This is a genomic window from Staphylococcus sp. MSU001, from assembly GCF_052976705.1.
In genome coordinates this window covers 249,303-275,668 of the sequence record NZ_JBRIKK010000001.1, presented here as the reverse complement: position 1 = coordinate 275,668, position 26,366 = coordinate 249,303, and the positions used below count along the sequence as shown (strand labels likewise).

17 protein-coding genes are annotated in these 26,366 nt (G+C 31.0%); 14 read left to right on the top strand and 3 right to left on the bottom strand.

Annotated features, from left to right (window positions below):
* The first annotated feature begins 139 nt into the window (after positions 1–139).
* The 5 genes from tkt to sbcC all read left to right on the top strand — a co-directional run bounded on the left by tkt (position 140) and on the right by sbcC (position 7,528).
* Positions 140–2,128, top strand: coding sequence for a transketolase (gene tkt, locus ACVBFA_RS01180; protein WP_002487217.1), 1,989 nt, complete (start codon positions 140–142; stop codon positions 2,126–2,128).
* A gap of 206 nt (positions 2,129–2,334) precedes the next feature.
* Positions 2,335–2,562 (top strand): YneF family protein, encoded by a 228-nt coding sequence (locus ACVBFA_RS01175; protein WP_001831215.1) that lies wholly within the window; start codon positions 2,335–2,337, stop codon positions 2,560–2,562.
* 233 nt (positions 2,563–2,795) lie between these two features.
* Positions 2,796–3,263, top strand: coding sequence for a CcdC family protein (locus ACVBFA_RS01170; protein WP_002457502.1), 468 nt, complete (start codon positions 2,796–2,798; stop codon positions 3,261–3,263).
* A gap of 107 nt (positions 3,264–3,370) precedes the next feature.
* The gene (gene sbcD, locus ACVBFA_RS01165; protein ID WP_002457501.1) at positions 3,371–4,495 is read left to right on the top strand and encodes an exonuclease subunit SbcD; all 1,125 of its coding nucleotides are present in this window, start codon (positions 3,371–3,373) and stop codon (positions 4,493–4,495) included.
* 3 nt (positions 4,496–4,498) lie between these two features.
* Positions 4,499–7,528 carry an exonuclease subunit SbcC gene (gene sbcC, locus ACVBFA_RS01160; RefSeq protein WP_126122604.1) on the top strand — a complete coding sequence of 1,010 codons (3,030 nt, stop codon included), beginning with the start codon at positions 4,499–4,501 and terminating at the stop codon, positions 7,526–7,528.
* Between the two features lie 118 nt (positions 7,529–7,646).
* On the opposite strand, the gene mscL is transcribed toward sbcC, so the two are convergent.
* On the bottom strand, positions 7,647–7,997 hold the full coding sequence (mscL, locus tag ACVBFA_RS01155) for a large conductance mechanosensitive channel protein MscL (RefSeq protein WP_002446365.1): 351 nt from the start codon (positions 7,995–7,997) through the stop codon (positions 7,647–7,649).
* 211 nt (positions 7,998–8,208) lie between these two features.
* Between mscL and ACVBFA_RS01150 the strand changes: the two genes are divergently transcribed.
* From ACVBFA_RS01150 to menI, 3 genes are all read left to right on the top strand, one after another.
* On the top strand, positions 8,209–9,849 hold the full coding sequence (locus tag ACVBFA_RS01150) for a BCCT family transporter (protein WP_002457499.1): 1,641 nt from the start codon (positions 8,209–8,211) through the stop codon (positions 9,847–9,849).
* Between the two features lie 420 nt (positions 9,850–10,269).
* Positions 10,270–12,975, top strand: a complete 2,706-nt coding sequence (acnA, locus tag ACVBFA_RS01145) for an aconitate hydratase AcnA (RefSeq protein WP_447158759.1) — start codon at positions 10,270–10,272, stop codon at positions 12,973–12,975.
* Positions 12,976–13,097: 122 nt separating this feature from the next.
* Positions 13,098–13,565, top strand: coding sequence for a 1,4-dihydroxy-2-naphthoyl-CoA hydrolase MenI (menI, locus tag ACVBFA_RS01140; RefSeq protein WP_002446368.1), 468 nt, complete (start codon positions 13,098–13,100; stop codon positions 13,563–13,565).
* A 48-nt stretch (positions 13,566–13,613) separates the two neighbouring features.
* On the opposite strand, the gene ACVBFA_RS01135 is transcribed toward menI, so the two are convergent.
* Together ACVBFA_RS01135 and plsY are read right to left on the bottom strand one after the other, a co-directional pair.
* On the bottom strand, positions 13,614–13,910 hold the full coding sequence (locus ACVBFA_RS01135) for a HesB/YadR/YfhF family protein (RefSeq protein ID WP_126122603.1): 297 nt from the start codon (positions 13,908–13,910) through the stop codon (positions 13,614–13,616).
* A gap of 243 nt (positions 13,911–14,153) precedes the next feature.
* Complete coding sequence (plsY, locus tag ACVBFA_RS01130) at positions 14,154–14,762, bottom strand: glycerol-3-phosphate 1-O-acyltransferase PlsY (protein WP_002439653.1); 609 nt, start codon at positions 14,760–14,762, stop codon at positions 14,154–14,156.
* Positions 14,763–14,971: 209 nt separating this feature from the next.
* On the opposite strand from plsY, the gene parE reads away from it, so the two are divergent.
* From parE to mprF, 6 genes are all read left to right on the top strand, one after another.
* A complete protein-coding gene (gene parE / locus ACVBFA_RS01125) occupies positions 14,972–16,966 on the top strand; it encodes a DNA topoisomerase IV subunit B (RefSeq protein WP_164539693.1) in 1,995 nt (664 codons plus the stop codon).
* Positions 16,963–19,365 (top strand): DNA topoisomerase IV subunit A, encoded by a 2,403-nt coding sequence (gene parC / locus ACVBFA_RS01120; RefSeq protein WP_447158758.1) that lies wholly within the window; start codon positions 16,963–16,965, stop codon positions 19,363–19,365. Before parE ends, parC begins: the two co-directional genes overlap by 4 nt.
* Before the next feature lie 211 nt (positions 19,366–19,576).
* Positions 19,577–21,037, top strand: a complete 1,461-nt coding sequence (locus tag ACVBFA_RS01115) for an alanine/glycine:cation symporter family protein (protein WP_126122601.1) — start codon at positions 19,577–19,579, stop codon at positions 21,035–21,037.
* 187 nt (positions 21,038–21,224) lie between these two features.
* The gene (glcT, locus tag ACVBFA_RS01110; protein ID WP_126122600.1) at positions 21,225–22,073 is read left to right on the top strand and encodes a glucose PTS transporter transcription antiterminator GlcT; all 849 of its coding nucleotides are present in this window, start codon (positions 21,225–21,227) and stop codon (positions 22,071–22,073) included.
* 146 nt (positions 22,074–22,219) lie between these two features.
* On the top strand, positions 22,220–23,437 hold the full coding sequence (locus tag ACVBFA_RS01105) for an AI-2E family transporter (protein ID WP_002446374.1): 1,218 nt from the start codon (positions 22,220–22,222) through the stop codon (positions 23,435–23,437).
* 253 nt (positions 23,438–23,690) lie between these two features.
* Entirely contained in the window at positions 23,691–26,213 is a 2,523-nt protein-coding gene (mprF, locus tag ACVBFA_RS01100; protein ID WP_126122599.1) for a bifunctional lysylphosphatidylglycerol flippase/synthetase MprF, read from the top strand.
* Positions 26,214–26,366 lie beyond the last annotated feature (153 nt).

Here is a 26,366-nt window from a genome sequence, read left to right as displayed (position 1 = left end):
TTTATGGAGTTAAACTAGGTATATAGTTTGAATCCAGTTATATCCTTAGATCTAATTTATCTGATTTTTCTTTATCATTTTAAAATAAAATAAGTTATAATTAAAAATAGATATTAATTGTAGAAAGGAAGACACAACGATGTTTAATGAAAAAGATCAATTAGCTATAGATACGATACGTGCTTTAAGCATTGATGCAATCGAAAAAGCAAATTCAGGACACCCTGGATTACCTATGGGAGCGGCACCTATGGCGTATACTTTATGGACGCGCCACCTTAATTTTAACCCTCAATCTAAAGATTTTTTTAATAGAGATAGATTTATTCTATCAGCAGGTCATGGTTCGGCTTTATTGTATAGCTTATTACATGTCTCTGGTAGTTTAGAACTTGAAGAACTTAAACAATTTAGACAATGGGGTTCGAAGACGCCTGGACATCCAGAATATAGACATACTGATGGCGTAGAAGTTACTACTGGTCCATTAGGTCAAGGTTTTGCCATGTCTGTAGGGATGGCGTTAGCAGAAAGTCATTTAGCAGGTAAATTTAATAGGGACCAATTTGATATAGTTGATCATTACACTTATGTATTAGCGTCTGATGGTGACTTAATGGAAGGTATCTCACATGAAGCTGCATCTTTTGCAGGTCATAATCAGTTAGATAAATTAATTGTCCTTTATGATTCAAATGATATATCTTTAGATGGAGATTTAGATAAATCATTTTCTGAAGATACGAAACAGCGTTTTGAAGCCTATGGTTGGAACTATATTCTAGTTGAAAATGGTAACGATTTAGATGAGATTGATAATGCAATCACTCAAGCTAAATCACAACAAGGACCTACTATTATCGAAGTTAAAACTATTATCGGTTTTGGTTCTCCTAATAAAGCTGGTTCAAATGGAGTTCATGGTGCTCCACTTGGTGAAGAAGAACGTGCACTTACATTTAAAGAATATGGATTAGATCCTGAAAAACGTTTTAATGTTCCTGAAGATGTATACGAAATATTTAAATCAACAATGTTAAAACGTGCAAATGAAAATGAAGAGGCTTGGAATAATATGCTTAAAAATTATAGTGAAGCCTATCCAGAATTAGCTGAGGAATTTAAATTAGCAATGAGTGGTAAGTTACCAAATAATTACGCTGATGCCTTACCAGAATATGATTTAAATCACAGTGGTGCTTCTAGAGCTGATTCAGGAGAAATAATTCAAAAATTAAGTGAATTTGTTCCTTCATTCTTTGGTGGATCAGCAGACTTAGCAGGTTCAAATAAATCTAACGTTAAAGAAGCTAAAGATTATAATAAAGATACTCCAGAAGGTAAAAACGTATGGTTTGGTGTACGTGAATTTGCAATGGGAGCAGCAGTAAACGGTATGGCAGCACATGGTGGACTTCATCCGTATGCAGCAACATTCTTTGTATTCAGTGATTATCTAAAACCAGCTTTACGATTATCATCAATCATGGGGCTCAATTCAACATTCATCTTTACTCATGATTCAATTGCTGTAGGTGAAGATGGACCCACACACGAACCTATAGAACAATTAGCAGGTCTTCGTGCCATTCCTAATATGAATGTTATTCGTCCAGCTGATGGCAATGAAACACGTGTAGCTTGGGAAGTTGCACTTGAATCAGAACAAACGCCAACATCATTAGTGTTAACTCGTCAAAATTTACCAACTTTGGATGTTGATAAACAAACAGTTGAAAATGGTGTGAGAAAAGGTGCGTATATTGTTTTTGAAACAGAACAACAACTTGAATATTTATTATTGGCATCAGGATCAGAAGTTAATTTAGCTGTAGAAGCTGCAAAAGAATTAGAGCAACAAGGTAAAGGTGTACGAGTTATTTCTATGCCAAACTGGTACGCATTTGAACAACAATCTTCTGAATATAAAGAATCAATTTTACCTTCTGATGTTACTAAACGTATAGCTATCGAAATGGCATCACCACTCGGTTGGCATAAATATGTTGGTATTGAAGGTAAAGTTATTGGTATAGATAGTTTTGGTGCTAGTGCTCCTGGAGATTTAGTAGTTGAAAAGTATGGATTCACTAAAGAAAATATTTTAAAACAAGTCCGTTCATTATAAATTTAGACAATGATTTAGTTGAACTTTTTAGGTTACTAACCATCAAAATTGGTTAGTAACCTTTTAGATATTAAAATAGAATTTAATAATATCTTTGGCTTTGTTATGATAATAAATGGAGTACTAATCGTTATTATTCAAGAATGTCTTGAAATAACAGAACGAATTTAGTAAAATTCATAAGGATACAGAAAGCGGGTGAAACAATGGCAATTTGGGTAGCAATTATTCTGATCGTTATAGCACTTATTGCAGGTTTAATTGGTGGTTTCTTATTAGCTAGAAAATATATGAAAGATTACTTAAAGAAAAATCCACCTATCAATGAGGAAATGCTACGTATGATGATGATGCAAATGGGACAAAAACCATCTCAAAAGAAAATCAATCAAATGATGACAATGATGAATAAAAATATGAATCAAAAAATGTAAGGTTCATAGACATTATATTAATGAGTGTTACAGAAACTTATCAAAATAACTGTAGCGCTCTTTTTTTACTTATTATTAATATATTAATTTTATGTTCTAGTAATGAATTAAATACTATATATGTATTAAAATGTTAAAACTTGAACATTTAAAGTGTCAATTTTATAGTGATAGTGATATACTATCAAATGATTATTTAAGCGAATAAGTTTATGTCAAAAGAGGGTGTCAATTTGGCTTATTTAGTCTTTTCCATTGTGTTTGCATTTTTAATGGGGGCTGTCGTTATAGTGATAAGAATGAAAGCACAACAGTTTCCAGTCAATGAAAAGAAAATTATCTTACCACCATTTTTTATGGCTACCGGTGCATTGATGTATGTGGTACCATACTTTAGATTAACTGGTATGGAAATGTTAGAATCTTTGATATTAGGTGTTTTGTTTTCTACTGTTTTAATCTGGACTTCTAGATTTGAAGTAAAAGATGATAATATTTATATGAAACGGTCTAAAGCATTTCCAATTATTTTAATATCATTATTAATAATAAGAACAGTTATTAAAATATTTATAAGTAGCGAAATTGATCCAGGTGAAATTGCTGGTATGTTTTTTTTACTCGCATTTTGTATGATAGTACCTTGGAGATGTGCAATGCTTTATAAATATAAAAAATTGCAAAAGAATCTTATTAAGTAATATGTTTAACCACTTATCATTATTTTGATAGGTGGTTTTTTACTTGAAAAAGGTAAAAAAAGCATATAGAATTGAAACGAACAAACGTTCTTATCAGGAGGGTAATTATGAAAATTGTACATACCGCTGATTGGCATCTGGGTAAAATTTTAAATGGAAAGCAATTGCTTGAAGACCAAAAATATATTTTAACTCAATTTAAACAACATATGGAGAAGGAACAACCAGATTTAATAGTCATTGCAGGTGATTTGTATGACACCTCATATCCAAGTAAAGAAGCGATAGGTTTACTAGAAGAGACTATTGAATACTTAAATATAGAACTTGAAATTCCAATAATCATGATAAGCGGTAACCATGATGGTAGGGAAAGATTGAATTATGGCGCTAAGTGGTTTGAGAATAATCAACTTTACATAAGAACTCAACTAGAAAATATTGATGATCCAATAGAATTGAGTGGTGTTCAATTTTTCACTTTACCTTTCGCAACTGTGAGTGAAGTGCAAAATTATTTTAAGGATAAGCAAATAGAAACATATCAACAAGCATTAAACGAATGCTTAGAGCAAATGTCTAGTTCCATAGATAATAATAAGGTAAATATACTAATTGGTCATTTAACTATAGAGGGCGGTAAAACTTCAGATTCGGAAAGACCATTAACTATTGGAACAGTAGAATCAGTTGATATGCATTCTTTTCGGTTGTTTGATTATGTAATGCTTGGGCACCTACATCATCCATTTAGTATAAATAACTCTTTTATCAAATATAGCGGTTCGATATTGCAATACTCTTTCTCTGAAGTAACTCAATCTAAAGGATATAGAGTTCTTGATATTGAAAATAACCAAATATTAAATGAAACTTTTGTTCCTTTAAAACCTCTAAGAGAATTAGAAGTTATTGAAGGTGATTATGAAGATATTATTCAAGAAAGAATAAAAGTAAAAAATAAAAATAATTATTTTCATTTTAAGTTAACGAATGTTTCTCATGTTACTGATCCAATGATGAAACTGAAACAAATTTATCCCAATATATTAGCGCTATCGAATGTAGCATTTGAGCATAGTGAGAATTTTAGCCATGTCGAAATCAAAAAGCAAGATGATCAGACAATTATAGAAAATTTTTATGAAAATATGACAGATCAACATCTGAGTCAAGTTCAATCAGACAAAATAAAGCACTTGTTAAGTTTTATATTGGACAGGGAGGGATAAGATTTGAAGCCTTTACATATAGTTATGGAGAACTTTGGCCCTTTTATTAAAGAAACTATTGATTTTGAGCAAGTTGAAACTGATCAACTCTTTCTAATTAGTGGTAAAACTGGATCTGGTAAAACAATGATATTTGATGCTATAGTATACGCTTTATACGGCATGGCTTCGACCAAAACTAGAAAAGAAGGAGATTTGAGAAGTCATTTTGCAGACGGTAAATCGCCAATGTCAGTAATTTATCAATTTAAAGTTAATAATCAAACCTTTAAAATTCATAGAGAAGCACCTTTTATTAAAGAGGGGAATATAACTAAAACGCAAGCCAAGTTAAATATATATGAATTAGTTGATAATCAATTTGAATTAAGAGAAAGTAAAGTGAATCAAGGTAATCAATTTATTGTACAATTATTAGGCGTTAATGCTGAACAATTTCGTCAATTATTTATTTTGCCTCAAGGAGAATTTAAAAAGTTTCTTCAGTCAAATAGTAAAGATAAACAATCGATTCTTAGAACACTTTTTAATAGTGAGCGATTTGATGAGATTAGACATCTACTTGTAGAAAATGTAAAGCAAGAAAAAGTACAAATTGAAAATAGATACACTCAAATTGAAAATTTATGGAATGATATAGATACATTTAATAATGATGAATTGGCCTTATATAAAGAATTAGAGAGTTCTCAGACAGATAAAATGATTGAAAAATTCCCACAATTTAATGATTATGGATACAAAATTCTCAAGTCATTTGAAGATGCTAAGATTAAAATAACTAAAGAATTAGATGATTTAAATCATAAATATAAAGTGAATGTTGAATTAAGTGAGAATACTAAAAAATTAAAAGCGGAAACAATCAAATTTGACGAATTAAAAAAAGAACAAAACTATATTGATAAATTGAATCAAGAATTAAAAATGATTCAGGAATCTAAAGTATTAATCACCTATTTTACTAGGCTGCAAAGTTTAAAAAAAGGTAAAGCTGAATTAGAGTCACTTCATGAGCAATCAAAATTAAATGAAACAAACTATTGCAATGAAATTAAAGATTTTCAAAACCAACTCGACCATTTATCAACACGAGAAAATGAAATAACTCAATTTAATCAGTATCTAGAAAAAAACCAAGTTTTCTTTAATCAATTAGATATGATTATTAGTAGTTATCAACAAAAACCGGTAATTGAAGAAGAAATAAAAAGATTATACAGTGAATATAATGATTTAATAACCAAAAAAGAAAAATTGACGAAAGAATTGAACGATAAAAACAAAGATTTTGCAATTATTGAACATTACACTGAAGAGATTTATAACCTGAAAAAGATTATAGATGAATATGAAAGACAAAAAAAGGATGAGAAATTATTTGATAAATTACAACAAGATAAATCATCTTATCTTAGTAAATTAAATGAGAAGAAAGAACAGTTAAATGAAATTGAATCATCAATAATTAATATAGATGCGACTTTAATTGATTTGAATGACAAAAAGGATTTTGTAAATGAAATAAAGTCCGCTTTGTCAGTAGGGGATACTTGTCCAATTTGTGGTAATGAAATACATTCATTGGGAGAACATATTGATTTTGAATCAATTGCTCAAAAAAATAATAAAATAAAACAGTTTGAAAGTAAGAAGGTAAAAATTCGTGATGAAATAATCAAAATAGAAACTCGAATTGAGGAATTAAATCATAGAGAAAAAGAATTAAATTTTGAGAAACAAGAAAAGAAGGATATTAGTGAGCTTCAAAAACAACTTAATCATTTGAAACAACTAAAAGATGAACAACAAAGCATAAATAAGTTAGTAGAAAATTTTGAGAAACAAGAAAAAGAAATAGTTAATAAAATACATCAGTTTGATTTAGATTTGAGTAGAAAGAACACGCAAAAAGAAAAACTGGAAATTCAAATTAATGATTTTGAACGACATTCACAATTTTCATCAGTAAAGGATTTTGAAGCTTATTATTCTCATGCTAAAAAACAAGTTGAGAACTATGAGTATGATAAAGAAAAAACTAAAAATAAATTGAACGAGTTAAATAATAAGTTAAAGATAGAAATGAATGATCAAAAACATTTAACTGAGAATTTAACTCAAACAAGTAAAGAAATAAATAATTTAGAATTAAAAATGGAAAAAGAAATGCAACAACTTGGTTTTGAGTCTTATGATCAAGTCAAAAGCGCTGCAGATTTAAGTGCCCAAAAAGATGAAATAGAAAGAGAAATTAGTATTTATAATAAGAACTATCAAAGTTTTGAAATAGAGATTAACAGACTCAATGAATTAGTTAAAGGAAAAAAATTATTAAATTTAGAAGATTTACGACAATCTATAGAAAAAACAAACTTGAAACTAGATGAAACGAATTCACAGATAGCTACGATTAGCTATAAAATAGATAATAACTCTAACAAATTTAATAACATAAAAAATATAATTCAGATCCTCGATGATGAATTAAAAGTGCAAAAAGAAATTTTCTTGCTATCAGAAATATTAGCAGGTAAAAATGATTATAAATTAACACTAGAAAATTATGTTTTAATTTATTACTTGGAAAAAATAATTTTTCAAGCGAATCAACGACTTTCATTTATGAGTGGTAATAGATATCAACTGATTAGAAGAGAGGCCATTTCCTTAGGATTAAGTGGATTGGAAATTGACGTGTTTGATTTTCATTCAAATAAATCGAGACACATAAGTTCACTTTCAGGAGGAGAAACATTTCAAGCATCACTGGCTTTAGCTTTAGGATTAAGTGAAGTCGTACAACAAGAATCAGGTGGGATCACCTTAGATTCTATGTTTATAGATGAAGGATTTGGCACTTTAGATCAAGAAACACTTGAAACTGCGATAGATACATTAATTAATTTAAAATCATCTGGGCGCATGGTTGGTATAATCTCACATGTAAGCGAGCTTAAGCAACGCATTCCATTGATTTTAGAAGTGACAAGCAACCAATACGAAAGTCATACACAATTTAGAAAAAATTAAAAAAATAGAGACTTAAGATTTTGTGACATGATCTAATTTAAAGCTATTGATTTTTCAATACTTTAATAAGAACATGTATAAATTCTTTAAGTCTCTATAATTGAATATAGTGATTTGATTATTTTTTAAGCAAGTCTCTAATTTCTGTTAATAAAACAGTATTTTCTTCCACTTCTTCTTCTTTCTCTTCTTTTTTCATAACTGTATTAGCTATCTTAACAAAGATAAATAAAGCAAAAGCAATTATAATGAAGTCAATTATTGATTGTATGAAAAGTCCATACTTGATACCCCAAAAAGACCAATCTTCAGCAAAATCAACTGAACCAAATAATTTACCAATTAATGGCATGATAATGTATTGGACTAGGGATGTAACTATTTTATTAAACGCTGCCCCCATAACTACAGCAATAGCTAAGTCTAAAACATTGCCTTTGAGTGCAAACTCTTTAAATTCTTTTAACATAAAGCATATCCCTTCTTTTAAAATATATTTCTGATTATACAATATATAAATATTTTAGCAAATACTATAATTATGTAAATTTGATAATGTTGAAGACCTTTGTTAATCTATTAAAGTGTATTGGTAAAGTTAAAAATTTTAAAATAAAATTTAATTTTTTGATTTTACTGCCTTGAAAAATTAAATATTCGAATGAAGGGAGTAATTAATTATGAATTCTTCTTCACAAGAGAAGAAAAATAAAAAGTTTTCTTCGGTTTTCATCTATAGTTCAATTATTGCAGCTATAGTAGTGATCATCGGTGCTGTTTGGCCTGAGAAATTCGATAGCGTTACTAATACAGCTAAGATGTGGATTACTAATAATTTGGGTTGGTATTACCTTATTTTAACAACAGTAATTGTATTCTTCTGTATTTTCTTGATATTCAGTCCAATTGGGAAACTTAAATTAGGGAAACCTAATGACAAACCAGAATTTAATACAATTTCTTGGTTCGCAATGCTATTCAGTGCTGGTATGGGTATTGGTTTAGTATTCTATGGTGCAGCTGAACCTATGGCACATTTTGCAGCTCCACCAACAGCTGATCCTGAAACGACAAAAGCATACACTGAGTCTTTAAGATCTACATTTTTCCATTGGGGATTCCACGCATGGGCAATTTATGGTGTGGTAGCTTTAGCCTTAGCTTATTCTCAATTCCGTAAAGGAGAACCTGGATTAATTTCTAGAACTTTACGTCCATTATTGGGAGATAAAGTTGAAGGACCAATAGGTACTTTAATTGATGTATTATCTGTTTTTGCTACATTAGTTGGTGTAGCTGTATCTCTAGGTATGGGCGCGCTTCAAATTAATGGTGGCTTACATTATTTATTTGACGTGCCGAACAACACTTTTGTTCAAGGTATTATTATTGTTGTTGTAACAATTTTATTTATTGCTAGTGCTTGGTCAGGTTTAAGCAAGGGAATTCAATATTTAAGTAATTTAAATATAGGTCTTGGTACGGTATTAATGATTGTTACATTAATTGTTGGACCAACTGTTTTAATCTTAAATATGATGACAAGTTCTACAGGTAGTTTATTAAATTCATTCTTATTTAACAGTTTTGATACCGCTGCGTTAAACGGTCAAAAGCGTGAATGGATGTCAACGTGGACATTATACTATTGGGGTTGGTGGCTAAGTTGGAGTCCATTCGTTGGTGTATTCATCGCACGTGTATCTAAAGGTCGTTCTATAAGGGAATTTATTTCAGGTGTTTTATTAGTACCGGCACTTGTTAGTTTTATATGGTTCAGTGTTTTCGGCGTATTAGGAATTGAAACTGGTAAAAAACATTCGGATCTCTTTAAAATGTCACCTGAAACGCAGTTGTTTGGTGTATTCAACCATATTCCGTTAGGTATTGTTTTATCTATCATTGCATTATTGCTTATTGCTTCTTTCTTTGTTACTTCAGCTGACTCAGCAACATTCGTATTAGGTATGCAAACTACATTTGGATCATTAAATCCAAGTAGTCTAGTTAAAGTAACTTGGGGAGTTGCGCAAGCACTTATTGCCTTTGTACTATTATTAGCTGGTGGAGGAGATGGCTCTAAAGCCTTGAATGCTATTCAAAGTGCTGCCATTATAAGTGCTTTCCCATTCTCATTCGTCGTCATAATGATGATGATAAGTTTCTACAAAGATGCAAATAAGGAACGTAAATTCCTTGGATTAACACTTACGCCAAATAAACATCGTTTACAAGAATATGTTAAATATCAACAAGAAGATTATGAAACAGATATTCTAGAAAAAAGAGAAGTTAGAAGAAATAAAGAAAAAGAAGAATAAAGTGTAATTGCTTTATAAACCTGAGACAAACAAAATTGTCTCAGGTTTTTTTATAAAAATCACTAATATCTCACTACTAAAATTTTATTATTATATCTGCTGATAGATACAGTATCAAATTGATATCATTTCATTTTTGAGCGCATAAGCTTATAAGTTTGTGGTCATTCAATTTGTATGAAGAAACCGAATAGTAGTTTGATATTTAAAATGATGTTCATTATTGATAACCATTCTCAATTAATAACATTTACTTATTGCGCTAATATCTTACGATAAGTTTTTCTTATATAAACTGATTACAAAAGCGAAATGAAAATAAAGCGTTTTCTAAAGGTACATAGTTGTTTTGATAAACATATAATAATACAATTTAATTAACGGCATATAAATATATATAAATATCAAGGGGGATATAAAATGGCTTCTAATATTAAAGAACAAGCAAAGAAACAATTCGAATTAAATGGTCAATCATATACTTACTATGACTTACAAACATTAGAAGAAAAAGGGCTAACTAAAATTTCTAAATTACCATATTCAATTCGCGTATTGTTAGAATCTGTGTTACGACAAGAGGATGATTTTGTTATAACTGATGATCATATCAAAGCATTAAGTGAATTCGGTAATGAAGGTAACGAAGGTGAAGTTCCATTCAAACCTTCTCGTGTTATTTTACAAGACTTTACAGGTGTGCCAGCAGTAGTAGATTTGGCTTCATTGCGTAAAGCTATGAATGATGTTGGTGGGGATATTAATAAAATCAACCCAGAAGTACCTGTGGATTTAGTTATCGACCATTCTGTTCAAGTCGATAGTTACGCTAATCCAGAAGCATTAGAACGTAATATGAAATTAGAATTTGAACGTAACTATGAACGTTATCAATTCTTAAACTGGGCAACAAAAGCTTTTGATAACTATAATGCAGTACCTCCTGCTACAGGTATTGTTCATCAAGTAAACTTAGAGTATTTAGCAAATGTTGTACATGTAAGAGATGTTGATGGTGAAAAAACAGCATTTCCTGACACTTTAGTTGGTACAGATTCACATACTACAATGATAAATGGTATTGGTGTTCTAGGTTGGGGCGTTGGTGGTATCGAAGCCGAAGCAGGTATGTTAGGGCAACCGTCATATTTTCCAATTCCTGAAGTTATCGGGGTGCGTTTAACTCATTCTTTACCACAAGGTTCAACAGCTACCGATTTGGCTTTACGTGTGACTGAAGAATTACGTAAAAAAGGTGTGGTTGGAAAATTTGTTGAATTCTTTGGTCCAGGTGTTCAACATTTACCATTAGCAGACAGAGCTACAATTGCTAACATGGCCCCAGAATATGGCGCAACATGTGGTTTCTTCCCAGTAGATGAAGAATCATTGAAATATATGAAACTTACTGGCCATGACGAAGAACATATTGAATTGGTTAAAGAATATTTACAACAAAATCATATGTTCTTTGATGTTGAAAAAGAGGACCCTGAATATACAGATGTTATTGATTTAGACTTATCTACAGTAGAGGCATCACTTTCTGGTCCAAAGCGTCCACAAGATTTAATTTTCTTAAGTGATATGAAAAAAGAATTTGAAAAATCAGTAACAGCTCCTGCTGGTAATCAAGGTCATGGACTTGATCAAAGTGAATTTGATAAAAAAGCAGAAATTAATTTTAATGATGGGTCTAAAGCAACTATGAAAACAGGAGATATCGCAATTGCTGCTATTACCTCATGTACTAACACTTCTAACCCATATGTTATGTTAGGTGCTGGTTTAGTTGCTAAAAAAGCTGTAGAAAAAGGATTGAAAGTACCAGAGTTCGTTAAGACGTCACTTGCTCCAGGTTCAAAAGTTGTTACAGGGTATTTAAGAGATTCTGGATTACAACAATATTTAGATGATTTAGGTTTCAACCTTGTTGGTTATGGTTGTACTACATGTATTGGTAACTCAGGGCCACTATTGCCTGAAATTGAAAAGGCAGTTGCAGATGAAGATTTATTAGTAACTTCAGTCTTATCAGGTAATCGTAATTTTGAAGGTCGAATCCACCCATTAGTGAAAGCAAACTATTTAGCATCACCACAACTTGTTGTAGCTTATGCGCTTGCTGGTACAGTAGATATTGATTTACAAAATGAACCAATTGGTAAAGGCAAAGATGGTAAAGATGTATACTTACAAGACATTTGGCCTTCAATACAAGAAGTTTCTGATACTGTAGATAAAGTTGTTACACCTGAACTATTCTTAGAAGAATATAAAAATGTATATCATAACAATGAAATGTGGAATGAAATAGATGTAACCGATGAACCATTATATGATTTTGATCCTAATTCAACATATATTCAAAATCCAACATTTTTCCAAGGATTATCTAAAGAGCCGGGTAAAATTGAACCGCTTAAAAGTTTGAGAGTTATGGGTAAATTTGGTGATTCTGTTACAACAGACCATATTTCTCCAGCAGGTGCTATCGGCAAAGATACACCAGCAGGTAAATATTTATTAGATCATGATGTTGCAATTCGCAACTTTAACTCTTATGGTTCCCGTCGTGGTAACCACGAAGTAATGGTACGTGGTACATTTGCTAATATTCGTATCAAAAACCAACTTGCTCCAGGTACTGAAGGTGGATTTACAACATACTGGCCTACCGGAGAAATAATGCCTATATATGATGCAGCAATGAAATATAAAGAAGATGGAACTGGCTTAGTTGTCTTAGCTGGTAATGACTATGGAATGGGATCTTCTCGTGATTGGGCTGCAAAAGGTACGAATTTATTAGGAGTTAAAACTGTCATAGCACAAAGTTATGAACGTATTCATCGCTCTAACTTAGTTATGATGGGGGTATTACCGCTTCAATTCCAACAAGGAGAATCTGCAGAAACACTAGGTCTTGATGGTAAAGAAGAAATATCTGTAGACATTAATGAAGATGTACAACCACATGATCTTGTAAATGTGACTGCTAAAAAAGAAAATGGTGAAATCATTAATTTCAAAGCTATTGTACGTTTTGATTCACTAGTAGAATTAGACTATTATCGTCATGGTGGTATTTTACAAATGGTATTAAGAAATAAACTCGCGCAGTAATTTAATATAATTTTGACTCATTATTAATTCAAAGCAGTCATGCTAACTATTGTGTTGGTATGACTGCTTTATGTTATCCTTAATTGAAAGAATAAGTTAAAGTTGAAAGAAGGATTACTCCAATGATATACAGTTTGACTGAAATTGAAGCAAGATATCAAGAAACGGATAAAATGGGGGTTATCTATCACGGTAACTACGCAACATGGTTTGAAGTTGCGAGAACTGACTATATAAGAAAACTTGGCTTCAGTTATGCCTCTATGGAAGAACAAGGTGTTATTTCACCAGTTGTAGATTTAAAAGTGCAATATAAAAAATCAATTTACTATCCTGAAAAGGTTACAGTAAAAACATGGGTAGAAAAATATTCTAGATTACGTTCAACGTATTGTTATGAGGTTTATAATGAAAATGGAGAATTAGCTACGACTGGTTCAACAGAGCTTATCTGTATTAAAGCAGATACATTTAAACCCATACGCCTGGATAGATATTTTCCTGAGTGGCATGAGACTTATAGTAAGGTTAACCAGTTAAATAAAGAAGGTAAAGATGCTGAGGTTACGTTTGGCACTGATCATTTATAAAAAGAAGCGAAGTGGTTTATCGCTTCTTTTTTTATATGTATAATTATATTAATTTCGTTTGTAGATGATCTCATCTTCATGATCGATTGCATCTACTGTTAGTGTTTCATCTTGAAAATACCATAAATCTTTTTCCACAATAACGACATTTATTTCGAAGAATGTTTGTTCAAAACCTATTTCAATAGCATCTTTATTTTCTACGGTGAACGCTGGACTAAATCCTTGTTTTAATTGGAATTCTCCTCCATATTTTACATAAAACTGAAGAACTTTATTGCTTATAGGTAAATCCAATTCGTTTTTAAACCATTCTATTGCCTTTTGAGTTAATTTTATATTCATAGTGTTATCACCTTACTTTTTTAAATTTTTATTTATCTAAATTTTAAAGGCATGATAGCATAATACATTTGATATGCTCTTTTATTGTAATCGAGTAAATATAAATTCATAGAAAATAATGAATCTTTTCAAAATTTTAAGTTTTTATTTTATTTTGGCCATTAAGTTATTAATCGCTAATATATTAATAATGCCTGGAACATTGATTTGAAGTCCCAGGCTCTAAACAATTAGAAATTTGAGTTACATCCATTTAATTTTAGGTTCTTCACCTTTAAAAATTCTAACTATATTAGATTTGTGTCGAATGATTAATATGATTGAAACAATTCCGCTAACAGCAAGTAAAATATAATCATGAATGATAATTGAACCGATTACACAACTAATTGCTGCAATGATACTTGATAAAGAAACATATTTAAAGATTTTTAATACACTAAAAAAGATAATTGCCAATATAAGAAGTAAAATAGGATTGACACCTAATACAACTCCTGCACTGGTAGCTACTGCTTTTCCGCCATTAAATTTCAGATATATTGGATACACGTGACCGAGTATTGCAAACAATCCTACTATTAAACCATTTGTAAAGAAGGTGCTTATAACACCATCCGCATGAACTGGGAACCATAGTGGAAAAAAGACTGTAATAAATCCCTTGAAAATATCTAAAAACGTAACTATAAATCCGGCTGGTCTTCCAAGAACACGAAAACTGTTAGTTGCTCCAGTATTTCCACTACCGTATTGTCTTATATCTTTTTTAAAAAATAATTTACCAATAATTAACCCACTTGGGAATGCACCAATCAGATAACTCAAGATTAACATGACGATGATCATCATAAAAACTTACACATCCTTTAGAAACTTAGCTTCATTCTACCACACTCAATATTAATTAGAACATTGTTAATTTAATTTAATTCAATAAAGTTACTCAAACAACTTAGTAATTTAAATGACACTTGCAATTTAGGTGAATTTATATAAGAATAACTATTGTATAGTTTTAATAACGAACGTACGTTTGTAGGAGGGCGAAATCATTGGCAATGAATAAACAAAATAATTATTCAGATGATTCAATTCAGGTACTTGAAGGACTAGAAGCTGTTAGAAAGAGACCTGGTATGTACATTGGATCAACTGATAAACGAGGATTACATCATCTTGTATATGAAGTTGTCGATAACTCCGTCGATGAAGTATTAAATGGTTATGGTGATGCAATTACAGTAACAATTAATCAGGATGGTAGTATTTCTATTGAAGATAATGGTCGAGGTATGCCAACAGGTATACATGCGTCTGGCAAACCTACTGCAGAAGTTATATTTACTGTTTTACATGCTGGAGGTAAGTTTGGACAAGGGGGTTATAAAACATCTGGAGGTCTCCATGGGGTAGGTGCTTCTGTTGTAAATGCCCTTAGTGAATGGCTTGAAGTTGAAATTCATAGAGATGGTAATATCTACACCCAAAATTTCAAAAATGGTGGTATTCCAGCGACAGGCTTAGTAAAAACTGGAAAAACAAAAAAAACAGGTACTAAAGTTACATTTAAACCAGACCCAGAAATATTTAAGTCAACGACGACTTTTAATTTTGATATTTTAAGTGAGCGTTTACAAGAATCTGCATTTTTACTTAAAGATTTAAAAATTACACTTACTGATTTACGTAGTGGAAAAGAACGAGAAGAAATCTACCATTACGAAGAAGGAATTAAAGAATTTGTTAGTTATGTCAATGAAGGTAAAGAAGTATTACATGATGTCACTACATTTGCAGGGCATTCCAATGGAATAGAGGTAGACGTAGCATTCCAATATAATGATCAGTACTCTGAGAGCATATTAAGTTTTGTAAATAATGTTCGTACAAAGGATGGAGGTACTCATGAAGTTGGTTTCAAAACAGCGATGACTCGTGTTTTTAATGAATATGCACGTCGTATAAACGAACTGAAAGATAAAGATAAAAATTTAGACGGTAATGATATTCGTGAAGGTTTAACAGCGATTATTTCAGTACGTATACCAGAAGAACTTCTTCAATTTGAAGGGCAAACGAAATCAAAACTTGGTACTTCAGAAGCAAGGAGTGCTGTAGACTCTGTTGTTTCAGAGAAATTACCATATTACTTAGAAGAAAAGGGCCAATTATCCAAATCATTAGTTAAAAAAGCAATTAAAGCTCAACAAGCACGCGAGGCTGCTCGTAAAGCTAGAGAAGATGCACGCTCCGGAAAGAAAAGTAAACGTAAAGATACATTGCTATCAGGTAAGTTAACACCTGCGCAAAGTAAAAATACTGATAAAAACGAGTTATATTTAGTTGAGGGTGATTCAGCGGGAGGTTCTGCAAAATTAGGACGCGACCGTAAATTCCAAGCTATTTTACCTCTTCGTGGGAAGGTGATTAATACAGAAAAGGCACGTTTAGAGGATATTTTTAAAAATGAAGAAATTAATACGATTATTCATACTATTGGTGCTGGTGTTGGTACTGACTTTAAAATTGAAGATAGTAATTACAACAGAATTATTATCATGACAGATGCTGATACGGATGGTGCACATATTCAAGTATTATTGCTTACATTTTTCTTTAAATATATGAAACCACTTGTTCAAGCTGGACGTGTCTTTATTGCGTTACCGCCTTTATACAAATTAGAAAAAGGTAAAGGTAAGAATAAAAAAGTTGAGTACGCTTGGACTGATGAAGAATTAGAAAATTTACAAAATCAATTAGGAAAAGGTTTCACATTACAGCGTTATAAAGGTCTTGGTGAGATGAATCCAGAACAATTATGGGAAACTACAATGAATCCAGAAACTCGAACATTAATTAGAGTTCAAGTTGAAGATGAAGTTCGTTCATCAAAACGTGTCACTACTTTGATGGGGGATAAGGTTGCCCCAAGAAGAGAGTGGATTGAAAAACACGTTGAATTTGGTATGCAAGAAGATCAAAGTATTTTGGATAATAAAGAAGTCCAAATACTAGAGAATGAAAAATATATTGAGGAGGAAACGAATTGAGTGAGATAATTCAAGATTTGTCACTTGAAGATGTTATTGGTGACCGATTTGGACGTTATAGTAAATATATCATTCAAGAACGTGCATTACCTGATGTACGTGATGGTTTAAAACCAGTACAACGACGTATACTATTCGCAATGTATTCTAGTGGGAATACGTATGATAAAAATTTCCGTAAAAGTGCGAAAACTGTCGGTGATGTTATAGGCCAGTATCATCCTCATGGAGACTCTTCAGTATATGATGCTATGGTGCGCTTAAGTCAAGATTGGAAGTTACGTCATGTTCTAATTGAAATGCATGGGAATAATGGTAGTATCGATAACGATCCTCCAGCTGCTATGCGTTACACAGAAGCTAAACTTAGTCAATTATCAGAAGAACTATTAAGGGATATTAATAAGGAAACAGTATCATTTATTCCAAACTATGATGACACAACTTTGGAACCAATGGTATTACCAGCGAGATTTCCTAATTTATTAATTAATGGATCTACGGGGATTTCTTCAGGATATGCTACTGATATCCCGCCACATAACCTTGCCGAAGTGATACAAGGTACATTGAAGTATATCGATCAACCTGATATTACAATTAATCAGCTGATGAAATATATCAAAGGGCCTGACTTTCCTACAGGTGGTATCATTCAAGGAATAGAAGGTATTAAAAAAGCGTATGAGACTGGTAAAGGAAAGGTTGTCGTGCGTTCACGAGTAGATGAAGAACCTTTAAGAAGTGGACGTAAACAATTAATTGTGACTGAAATTCCTTATGAAGTGAATAAAAGTAGTTTAGTTAAAAGAATCGACGAATTACGTGCTGATAAAAAGGTTGATGGTATTGTAGAAGTTCGAGATGAGACTGATAGAACTGGATTACGAATTGCAATCGAATTAAAAAAAGATGCTAATAGCGAATCAATCAAAAACTATTTATATAAGAATTCGGATTTACAAATTTCATATAATTTTAATATGGTTGCTATTAGTGAAGGCCGCCCTAAGTTGATGGGATTACGTGAAATTATAGAAAGTTATTTAAATCATCAAATTGAAGTGGTTACAAATAGAACGCGCTATGACTTAGAGCAAGCTGAAAAACGTATGCATATTGTGGAAGGATTAATGAAAGCTTTATCTATACTTGATGAAGTTATTGCATTGATACGTAATTCTAAAAATAAAAAAGATGCTAAAGATAATTTAGTTGCAGAATATGACTTTACTGAAGCTCAAGCAGAAGCTATTGTCATGTTACAGCTATATAGATTAACAAATACTGACATAGAAGCTTTGAAAAAAGAACATGAAGAGTTAGAAGCTTTAATAAAAGAATTAAGAAATATCTTAGATAATCATGAGGCGCTTTTAGCAGTAATTAAAGATGAACTAAATGAAATTAAAAAGAAATTTAAAGTGGATCGACTATCTACAATCGAAGCTGAAATTTCCGAAATCAAAATTGATAAAGAAGTTATGGTGCCTAGTGAAGAAGTGATTTTAAGTTTGACACAACATGGCTATATAAAACGTACATCTACACGTAGTTTTAACGCAAGCGGTGTGACTGAAATCGGTTTGAAGGACGGTGACCGCTTATTAAAACATGAAAGCGTGAATACTCAAGATACTGTTCTTGTATTTACAAATAAAGGTAGATATTTGTTTATACCTGTTCATAAATTAGCCGATATCCGTTGGAAAGAGCTTGGTCAACACATATCACAAATTGTGCCAATAGATGAAGATGAAGAAGTGGTAAATGTATACAACGAAAAAGATTTTAAAAATGAAGCCTTTTATATTATGGCTACTAAAAACGGCATGATTAAGAAAAGTAGCGCTTCACAATTTAAAACTACTCGTTTTAATAAACCGCTCATAAATATGAAGGTTAAAGACAATGATAAACTTATTAATGTCGTTCGATTAGAGACTGATCAGTTAATTACTGTTCTAACGCATAAAGGCATGTCATTAACTTATTCAACTAATGAATTATCGGATACAGGCTTAAGAGCAGCTGGTGTTAAATCAATTAATCTTAAAGATGAAGACTATGTTGTTATGACAGAAGATGTGAACGACTCAGATTCCATAATAATGGTTACACAACGTGGTGCTATGAAGCGTATTGATTTTAATGTTCTTCAAGAAGCTAAACGTGCACAACGTGGAATTACTTTACTAAAAGAATTAAAGAAAAAACCCCATCGAATTGTGGCGGGTGCAGTAGTTAAAGAAAATCACACGAAATATGTTGTATTCTCTCAACATCATGAAGAATATGGTAAAATCGATGATGTACACTTATCTGAACAATATACGAATGGATCATTTATTATTGATACTGATGATTTTGGAGAAGTAGAAAGTATGATTCTAGAGTAAAAGTATATGCAATCACAAAATAAAATGATAAAATAAAAATTAATAATAGCAACTAAAATGAGCCCAAGGGATTTATGTCTAATTTGAACTATCAAAGTGATATTATACATTTATTGTTAATATGAATGTTTAATCTTTGTTAATGAAATTAAAGCATAAATCTCTTGGTGTATTTAAAACGATAAATTTAAGTGGATGAGAGGGATTCGTTTTGCAAGATTTCGATAACTTAATTCCTGGCTGGTTTAAAACATTTGTTCAAGTCGGGAATGACTTAATTTGGTCTCAATATCTTATTGGATTATTATTAACAGCAGGTTTTTTCTTTACAATTAGTTCTAAATTTATTCAACTCAGAATGTTACCAGAGATGTTTAGAGCATTAACTGAAAAGCCAGAAACTTTAAGTAGTGGTGAGAAGGGTATTTCACCATTTCAAGCTTTTGCGATTAGTGCTGGGTCAAGAGTAGGAACTGGAAATATTGCCGGTGTTGCAACTGCTATTGTTCTTGGTGGTCCCGGTGCAGTCTTTTGGATGTGGGTTATTGCTTTTATTGGTGCAGCTAGTGCATTTATGGAAGCAACACTTGCGCAAGTTTATAAGGTACATGACAAAGAAGGTGGGTTCCGTGGCGGACCAGCCTATTACATAACAAAAGGACTTAACCAAAAATGGCTTGGAATTGTATTTGCTGTTTTAATTACAGTTACATTTGCTTTTGTATTTAATACTGTTCAAGCAAATACAATTGCTGAATCATTAAATACTCAATACAATATTAGCCCTGTAATTACTGGAATAGTACTTGCAGTTATTACAGGTATTATCATTTTTGGTGGTGTTCGTAGCATAGCTACACTATCTTCACTTATTGTGCCTATTATGGCTATTGTTTATATAGGTATGGTTTTAATCATTTTATTACTCAATATAGATCAAATTGTACCTATGATTGGCACTATTATCAAAAGTGCATTCGGAGTTCAGCAGGTTACTGGTGGTGCTGTAGGAGCAGCTATTCTTCAAGGTATTAAACGTGGTTTATTCTCAAACGAAGCTGGTATGGGATCTGCACCTAATGCTGCTGCTACAGCTGCTGTGCCTCATCCCGTTAAACAAGGTTTAATTCAATCATTAGGTGTATTCTTTGACACTATGCTTGTTTGTACAGCTACAGCAATTATGATTTTATTATATTCTGGTTTACAATTTGGTGATAGCGCGCCTCAAGGTGTAGCAGTTACGCAATCAGCGTTGAACGAACATTTAGGTTCAGCAGGAGGTATTTTCCTAACTGTAGCAGTTACCTTATTTGCATTTTCATCTGTTGTAGGTAACTATTACTATGGTCAATCCAATATCGAATTTTTATCTAACAATAAGATGATATTATTTATTTTTAGATGTTTTGTAGTACTTTTAGTATTTGTAGGTGCTGTTGCTAAAACAGAAACAGTATGGAGTACTGCCGATTTATTTATGGGTCTTATGGCAATAGTAAATATCATATCAATTATAGGTTTGTCGAATATAGCATTTGCAGTGATGAAAGATTATCAAAGACAACGTAAAGAAGGTAAGAGACCTGTGTTTAAACCCGAAAACTTAGAAATAAATTTATTTGGCATTGAGACTTGGGGACAACATGCAAGAATACCAAAAAAAAAGTGAATAAATTAATAAAATAACGGCTTGATACATATCCCTTGACGTATCAAGCCGTTTTAATTTTTGGAATAAAGTATTGATGTCATTAATTCAGTCTCTAAATAGCAGTAAAAACTTTCAAAATAGATTCCTTTTCAATTTAGGTATTAAGCATTATAATTTTAATAATGATATTAGAAAGGTGATTATGATGAGCAAGTATGTAATAACGAAAATACTCAATAATAATGTCATCATATGCACAAAAAATCATCAAGAGGTTGTTTTAATTGGTAAAGGTATTGGTTTTAATAAAAAGTTTGGTATGACAGTTCAAGAGAATGCTTCGATAGAAAAAATTTATAAATTAGAACAACAAGAGCAACAAGAACACTACAAAACACTTTTGGAGCTCGGAGAAGATCATGTTGTTCAAGCGGTGATAGACTCAGTTAATATTATCAATGAATCTGGTCTAATTACAGATGATAAAAATTTGGTTGTTGCACTTACAGATCACATCATTTATGCCTATAAAAGACTTAAGCAACATCAAATGATTACAAATCCATTTGTGATTGAAACAAAACATCTTTATAGTAATGCATACAATGTTGCTCGAAAGGTAATCGATAAATTAAATAAAACCTTAGACGTACATTTTCCAGAAGATGAAATTGGATTCATCGCATTACATATTGCATCTAACTCTGAAAAATTATCAATTCATGATATTTCAGTAATAAACAAGTTAATCAATAAGAGTATTACAATTATTGAAACTGATTTACAACATTCAATTGATAAACAAACTATACAATATCAGCGTTTTATAAGGCACATACAATTTTTAATATATCGATTAACTAATGGTGAGTATTTAGAAGCACAGGAGAATTTTATATCGATGATAAAAACTATGTATCCTCGTAGTTTTAATACGGCTTATAAAATATTAAAAATGATTCAACGTGAGTTTAGTGTGTATGTATACGAAGCGGAAATAGTTTATTTAACATTACATATCAATCATTTTGAAGTTCAAATTAGTAGTAAATAAATCTTAAAATATTCTTTTAACAAGAATAGTGACTTTAATGATTAGAGTATTGTTATTTGTGGTAAGATAAATATTGTGTTTTTAAGCTTATTTTTACAATAAAATTAAAAAGTAAATAGATGTATTTTTAAGGCGTGGTGAATTTAATGAAAAATGAAAAAGAAATAAATGGAAAGAAAAGCCATTTTTTTAGTTTGTCAGAGTCTAGATTTATGAGGTTTTTAGGCGGAAATGACCTTATTTATGCTTTAATTGCATTGGTTCTTTTAGGTATTGTCATTTTTATCTTTGATAAAATTTCATATGTCTTTCAACCATTTATTATTGTATTTAATACAATAGCAGCACCTATTATTGTTTCGTTAGTACTATTTTATTTATTCAATCCTATTGTAAATATGATGGAGAGGTATCGTATTCCAAGACTATTAGGTATAACAATTATTTATGTTGCAATTGTTGGTATTATTACATTAATAGTTAATTTACTTATTCCAATTATTGGATCACAGATAGAAAGTTTTATCAAAAATACACCTAATTATTTACATAAAATTACGCGATCCCTTGATAAACTTAATAATAATACAATTTTATCTGGTTATATGGGACAAGTGAACGAATGGTTAGAATCTGCTCAGAAAAAGATACCATCTATGGTTTCAGATTACTCAGATGGATTTGGATCTAAACTTGCAACTTTTGCTGAAGCAGTCGCGAATATCGGTATTGTTATTGGGACTACACCTTTTGTGTTGTTCTTTATGTTAAAAGATGGTCATAAATTTAAAGATTATACTACAAAAATTATGCCACCTAAATTTAGAAAAGATTTTCATGACTTGTTAGAAAAGATGAGTGTACAAGTTGGTTCATACATTCAAGGTCAAATTATTGTGTCATTTTGTATTGGATTATTACTATTTATTGGCTATTCAATTATTGGTCTTAAGTACGCCTTAGTTTTAGCAAGTATTGCTGCAGTAACTAGTGTGGTTCCTTATTTAGGACCGACAATAGCAATATCGCCTGCGATTGTTATCGCGATTATTACTTCACCTTTGATGTTATTAAAGTTAGCTGTTGTATGGACGCTTGTCCAATTCTTTGAAGGCCACTTTATCTCTCCTAACGTTATGGGTAAAACATTGAAAATTCATCCTTTAACAATTATTTTCATTTTATTATGTGCAGGAAATTTAATGGGCATTGTTGGAGTGATTATTGGGATTCCTCTATACGCTGTACTTAAGGTATTGGTTTCACACATATTTATGTTATTTAAACGAAGATACAATCGCTACTATGGAAATGATGCTGGTGAGTACACTATCACTGAAGAAGAAAAAGGAATTAAACAATAATATATATAATTTTAGACTGGAACAACAAAACAACAATGTTCCAGTCTTTTTTATTTTTAAATCATATACATTTGCGATCATGATATGCTTAGTAATCATATGATAAATGATTTTATTCAAATTAATCTCGCGGATGATGTGAAAATTGTATTACAATAATGTAAGGTTCATCTTGCTTATTGATATTCTATATGACATAGCTTTATGATATATTTTGATATATATCATATTGAATTAGAATCGAAGTGAAAACATGACACAAGAATTAAAAAGTAAATTACTTTCTTTTTTAAAATTTATTTTCGCCACTGCTTTATTTATCTTTGTAATTTTTACACTCTATAGAGAATTATCACATATCAATTTTAAAGAGACATTCATACAGTTTGGCAAAATTAATAGATTATGGCTCGTACTACTATTTGCTGGTGGGGGACTGTCACTCATTTTATTATCACTGTACGATATTATTTTAGTAAAGTCTCTTAAACTTAAAATGCCGATGATTAGAGTCTTTAGAGTGAGTTATATTATCAACGCCCTAAATTCTATAATTGGTTTTGGAGGGTTTATAGGTGCAGGTGTAAGAGCTTTTGTATATAAAAATTATACTAATGACACGAAAAAGCTTGTGCAATATATTTCTATTATTTTAGTATCTATGCTTACGGGATTAAGTTTATTATCTATCTTAGTTGTTCTGCGTATATTTAACGCTTCTCACATGATTGATGAAATTTCATGGGTACGTTGGATTTTATATATTGTTGCATTATTTTTACCTATCTTTATTTTCTATACCGTGGCACGACCTGTAGATAGAAATAATCGTTTTATGGGTGTTTATTGTACAATTGTATCATGTGTTGAGTGGATGGCAGCAGCTACTGTATTATATTTTGCTGCATTGATTGTCGATATACATATCTCATTTATGACTTTTGTAGGTATATTTGTTATTGCAGCTTTATCTGGTTTAGTTAGTTTTATTCCAGGTGGTTTTGGCGCGTTTGATTTAGTCGTGTTACTAGGACTGAAATCACTTGGTATTTCTGAAGAAAAGATACTTCTAGCATTAGTTTTATATCGATTTGCTTATTATTTTGTGCCAGTGATGATTGCACTTATATTATCTTCATTTGAATTTGGAAATACTGCTAAAAAATATCTCGACAATTCGAAGTACTTTATACCTGTAAAAGACTTCACTTCATTTTTGAGGTCTTATCAGAAAGATATTTTAGCTAAAATACCTTCATTTTCGTTAGCAATTTTAATATTTTTAACTAGTATTATTTTCTTTATTAACAATTTAACTATTGTCTATGATGGATTGTATGACGGAAATCATTTTGCCTATTATATTGCCTTAGCTATACAAACGGGTGCTTGTTTGTTACTTATTCTAAATGTAAGAGGTATTTATAAAGGCAGTCGTCGTGCAATAATTTATGCCTTTATTTCTATTATTTTAATTGCTAGTGTGACTATATATACTTATGCGTCATTTTTATTATTGTCATGGCTCATTATCATATTTGTGTTACTGATTTTAGCTTATCAACGTGCTCAAGTACTTAAACGACCATTACGCTTTAAAAAGTTGGCGTTTATGCTACTTCTTAGTATCTTTATTCTTTATTTAAATCATATTTTAATATCAGGAACTTTATATGCATTAGATGTTTATCATATTGAGATTGATACGTCTTTATTACGATATTACTTTTGGATGACCATTGTTATTATTATGCTACTCGTTGGCGTTATTGCTTGGCTTTTTGATTATAAGTATAAACGTTCTCATCACAGCGTTGATTTAACACTTTGCGATGAAATTATTCAAAAATACGGTGGTAATTATTTAAGTCACCTGGTTTATAGTGGTGACAAAGATTGTTTCTTTAATGAAAATAAAGATTCTTTTATTATGTATCGATATAAGTCCAATGCCCTTGTCGTTTTGGGTGATCCAATTGGCAATACTAAATCATTTGAGTCATTATTAGAAGCATTTTATCAGTTTGCTGAGTATCAAGGTTATGAAATTATTTTTTATCAAATAAGTGATCAATATATGCCTTTATATCATAATTTTGGGAATCAATTCTTTAAATTAGGTGAAGAAGCTATTATTGATTTAACAACGTTTACAACATCTGGTAAAAAACGACGTGGTTTTAGAGCGACGCTTAATAAGTTTGATGATTTAAATATCAATTTTGAAATTATTGAACCACCATTCACTCAAGATTTCTTTGATGAACTTAAATTTGTGAGTGATAAATGGTTGGATGGAAGAAGTGAGATGCATTTTTCTGTAGGTCAATTTACTCAAACTTATTTATCGAAAGCACCTATTGGAGTAATGAGAGATCATTCTGGCAAGATGATTGCATTTTGTAGTTTGATGCCTACTTATTCTAATAATGCAATATCTGTTGATTTAATTAGATGGTTGCCTGAATTGGATTTACCTTTAATGGATGGATTATATCTTCATATGTTGTTATGGAGTAAAGAAAAGGGGTATAAAGCATTTAATATGGGAATGGCGACACTCTCCAATGTAGGTCAATTGCATTATTCTTATTTAAGAGAGAGAATGGCGGGGCGTGTATTTGAACATTTCAATGGTTTATACCGTTTTCAAGGATTAAGACGTTATAAAGAAAAATATAGCCCCAATTGGGAACCTAGATTTTTAGTTTATCAAAAGCATTATTCTCTGTGGGAGAGTATGCTTAAAGTGATGAGAGTCATACGCCATAAATAATGAGTGTTTTAAACATTTATCTCTAAATATCCATAAATATAGCCTGGAACATCAATTGTTGTTCCAGGCATTTTTAATCTAAGGTAGTTGTTGACTAAATTGAAAAAATCTTTTTATCAAAAATCTACATTTATATTTTTTATTTTCAAGATG

What these genes read in the sequence shown, in the direction of transcription:
- tkt (WP_002487217.1), top strand. Translation starts at nt 140, where the DNA reads ATGTTTAATGAAAAAGATCAATTAGCTATAGATACGATACGTGCTTTA.
- ACVBFA_RS01175 (WP_001831215.1), top strand. Translation starts at nt 2,335, where the DNA reads ATGGCAATTTGGGTAGCAATTATTCTGATCGTTATAGCACTTATTGCA.
- sbcD (WP_002457501.1), top strand. Translation starts at nt 3,371, where the DNA reads ATGAAAATTGTACATACCGCTGATTGGCATCTGGGTAAAATTTTAAAT.
- mscL (WP_002446365.1), bottom strand. Translation starts at nt 7,997, where the DNA reads ATGTTAAAAGAATTTAAAGAGTTTGCACTCAAAGGCAATGTTTTAGAC.
- ACVBFA_RS01150 (WP_002457499.1), top strand. Translation starts at nt 8,209, where the DNA reads ATGAATTCTTCTTCACAAGAGAAGAAAAATAAAAAGTTTTCTTCGGTT.
- acnA (WP_447158759.1), top strand. Translation starts at nt 10,270, where the DNA reads ATGGCTTCTAATATTAAAGAACAAGCAAAGAAACAATTCGAATTAAAT.
- menI (WP_002446368.1), top strand. Translation starts at nt 13,098, where the DNA reads ATGATATACAGTTTGACTGAAATTGAAGCAAGATATCAAGAAACGGAT.
- ACVBFA_RS01135 (WP_126122603.1), bottom strand. Translation starts at nt 13,910, where the DNA reads ATGAATATAAAATTAACTCAAAAGGCAATAGAATGGTTTAAAAACGAA.
- plsY (WP_002439653.1), bottom strand. Translation starts at nt 14,762, where the DNA reads ATGATGATCATCGTCATGTTAATCTTGAGTTATCTGATTGGTGCATTC.
- parE (WP_164539693.1), top strand. Translation starts at nt 14,972, where the DNA reads ATGAATAAACAAAATAATTATTCAGATGATTCAATTCAGGTACTTGAA.
- glcT (WP_126122600.1), top strand. Translation starts at nt 21,225, where the DNA reads ATGAGCAAGTATGTAATAACGAAAATACTCAATAATAATGTCATCATA.
- ACVBFA_RS01105 (WP_002446374.1), top strand. Translation starts at nt 22,220, where the DNA reads ATGAAAAATGAAAAAGAAATAAATGGAAAGAAAAGCCATTTTTTTAGT.
- mprF (WP_126122599.1), top strand. Translation starts at nt 23,691, where the DNA reads ATGACACAAGAATTAAAAAGTAAATTACTTTCTTTTTTAAAATTTATT.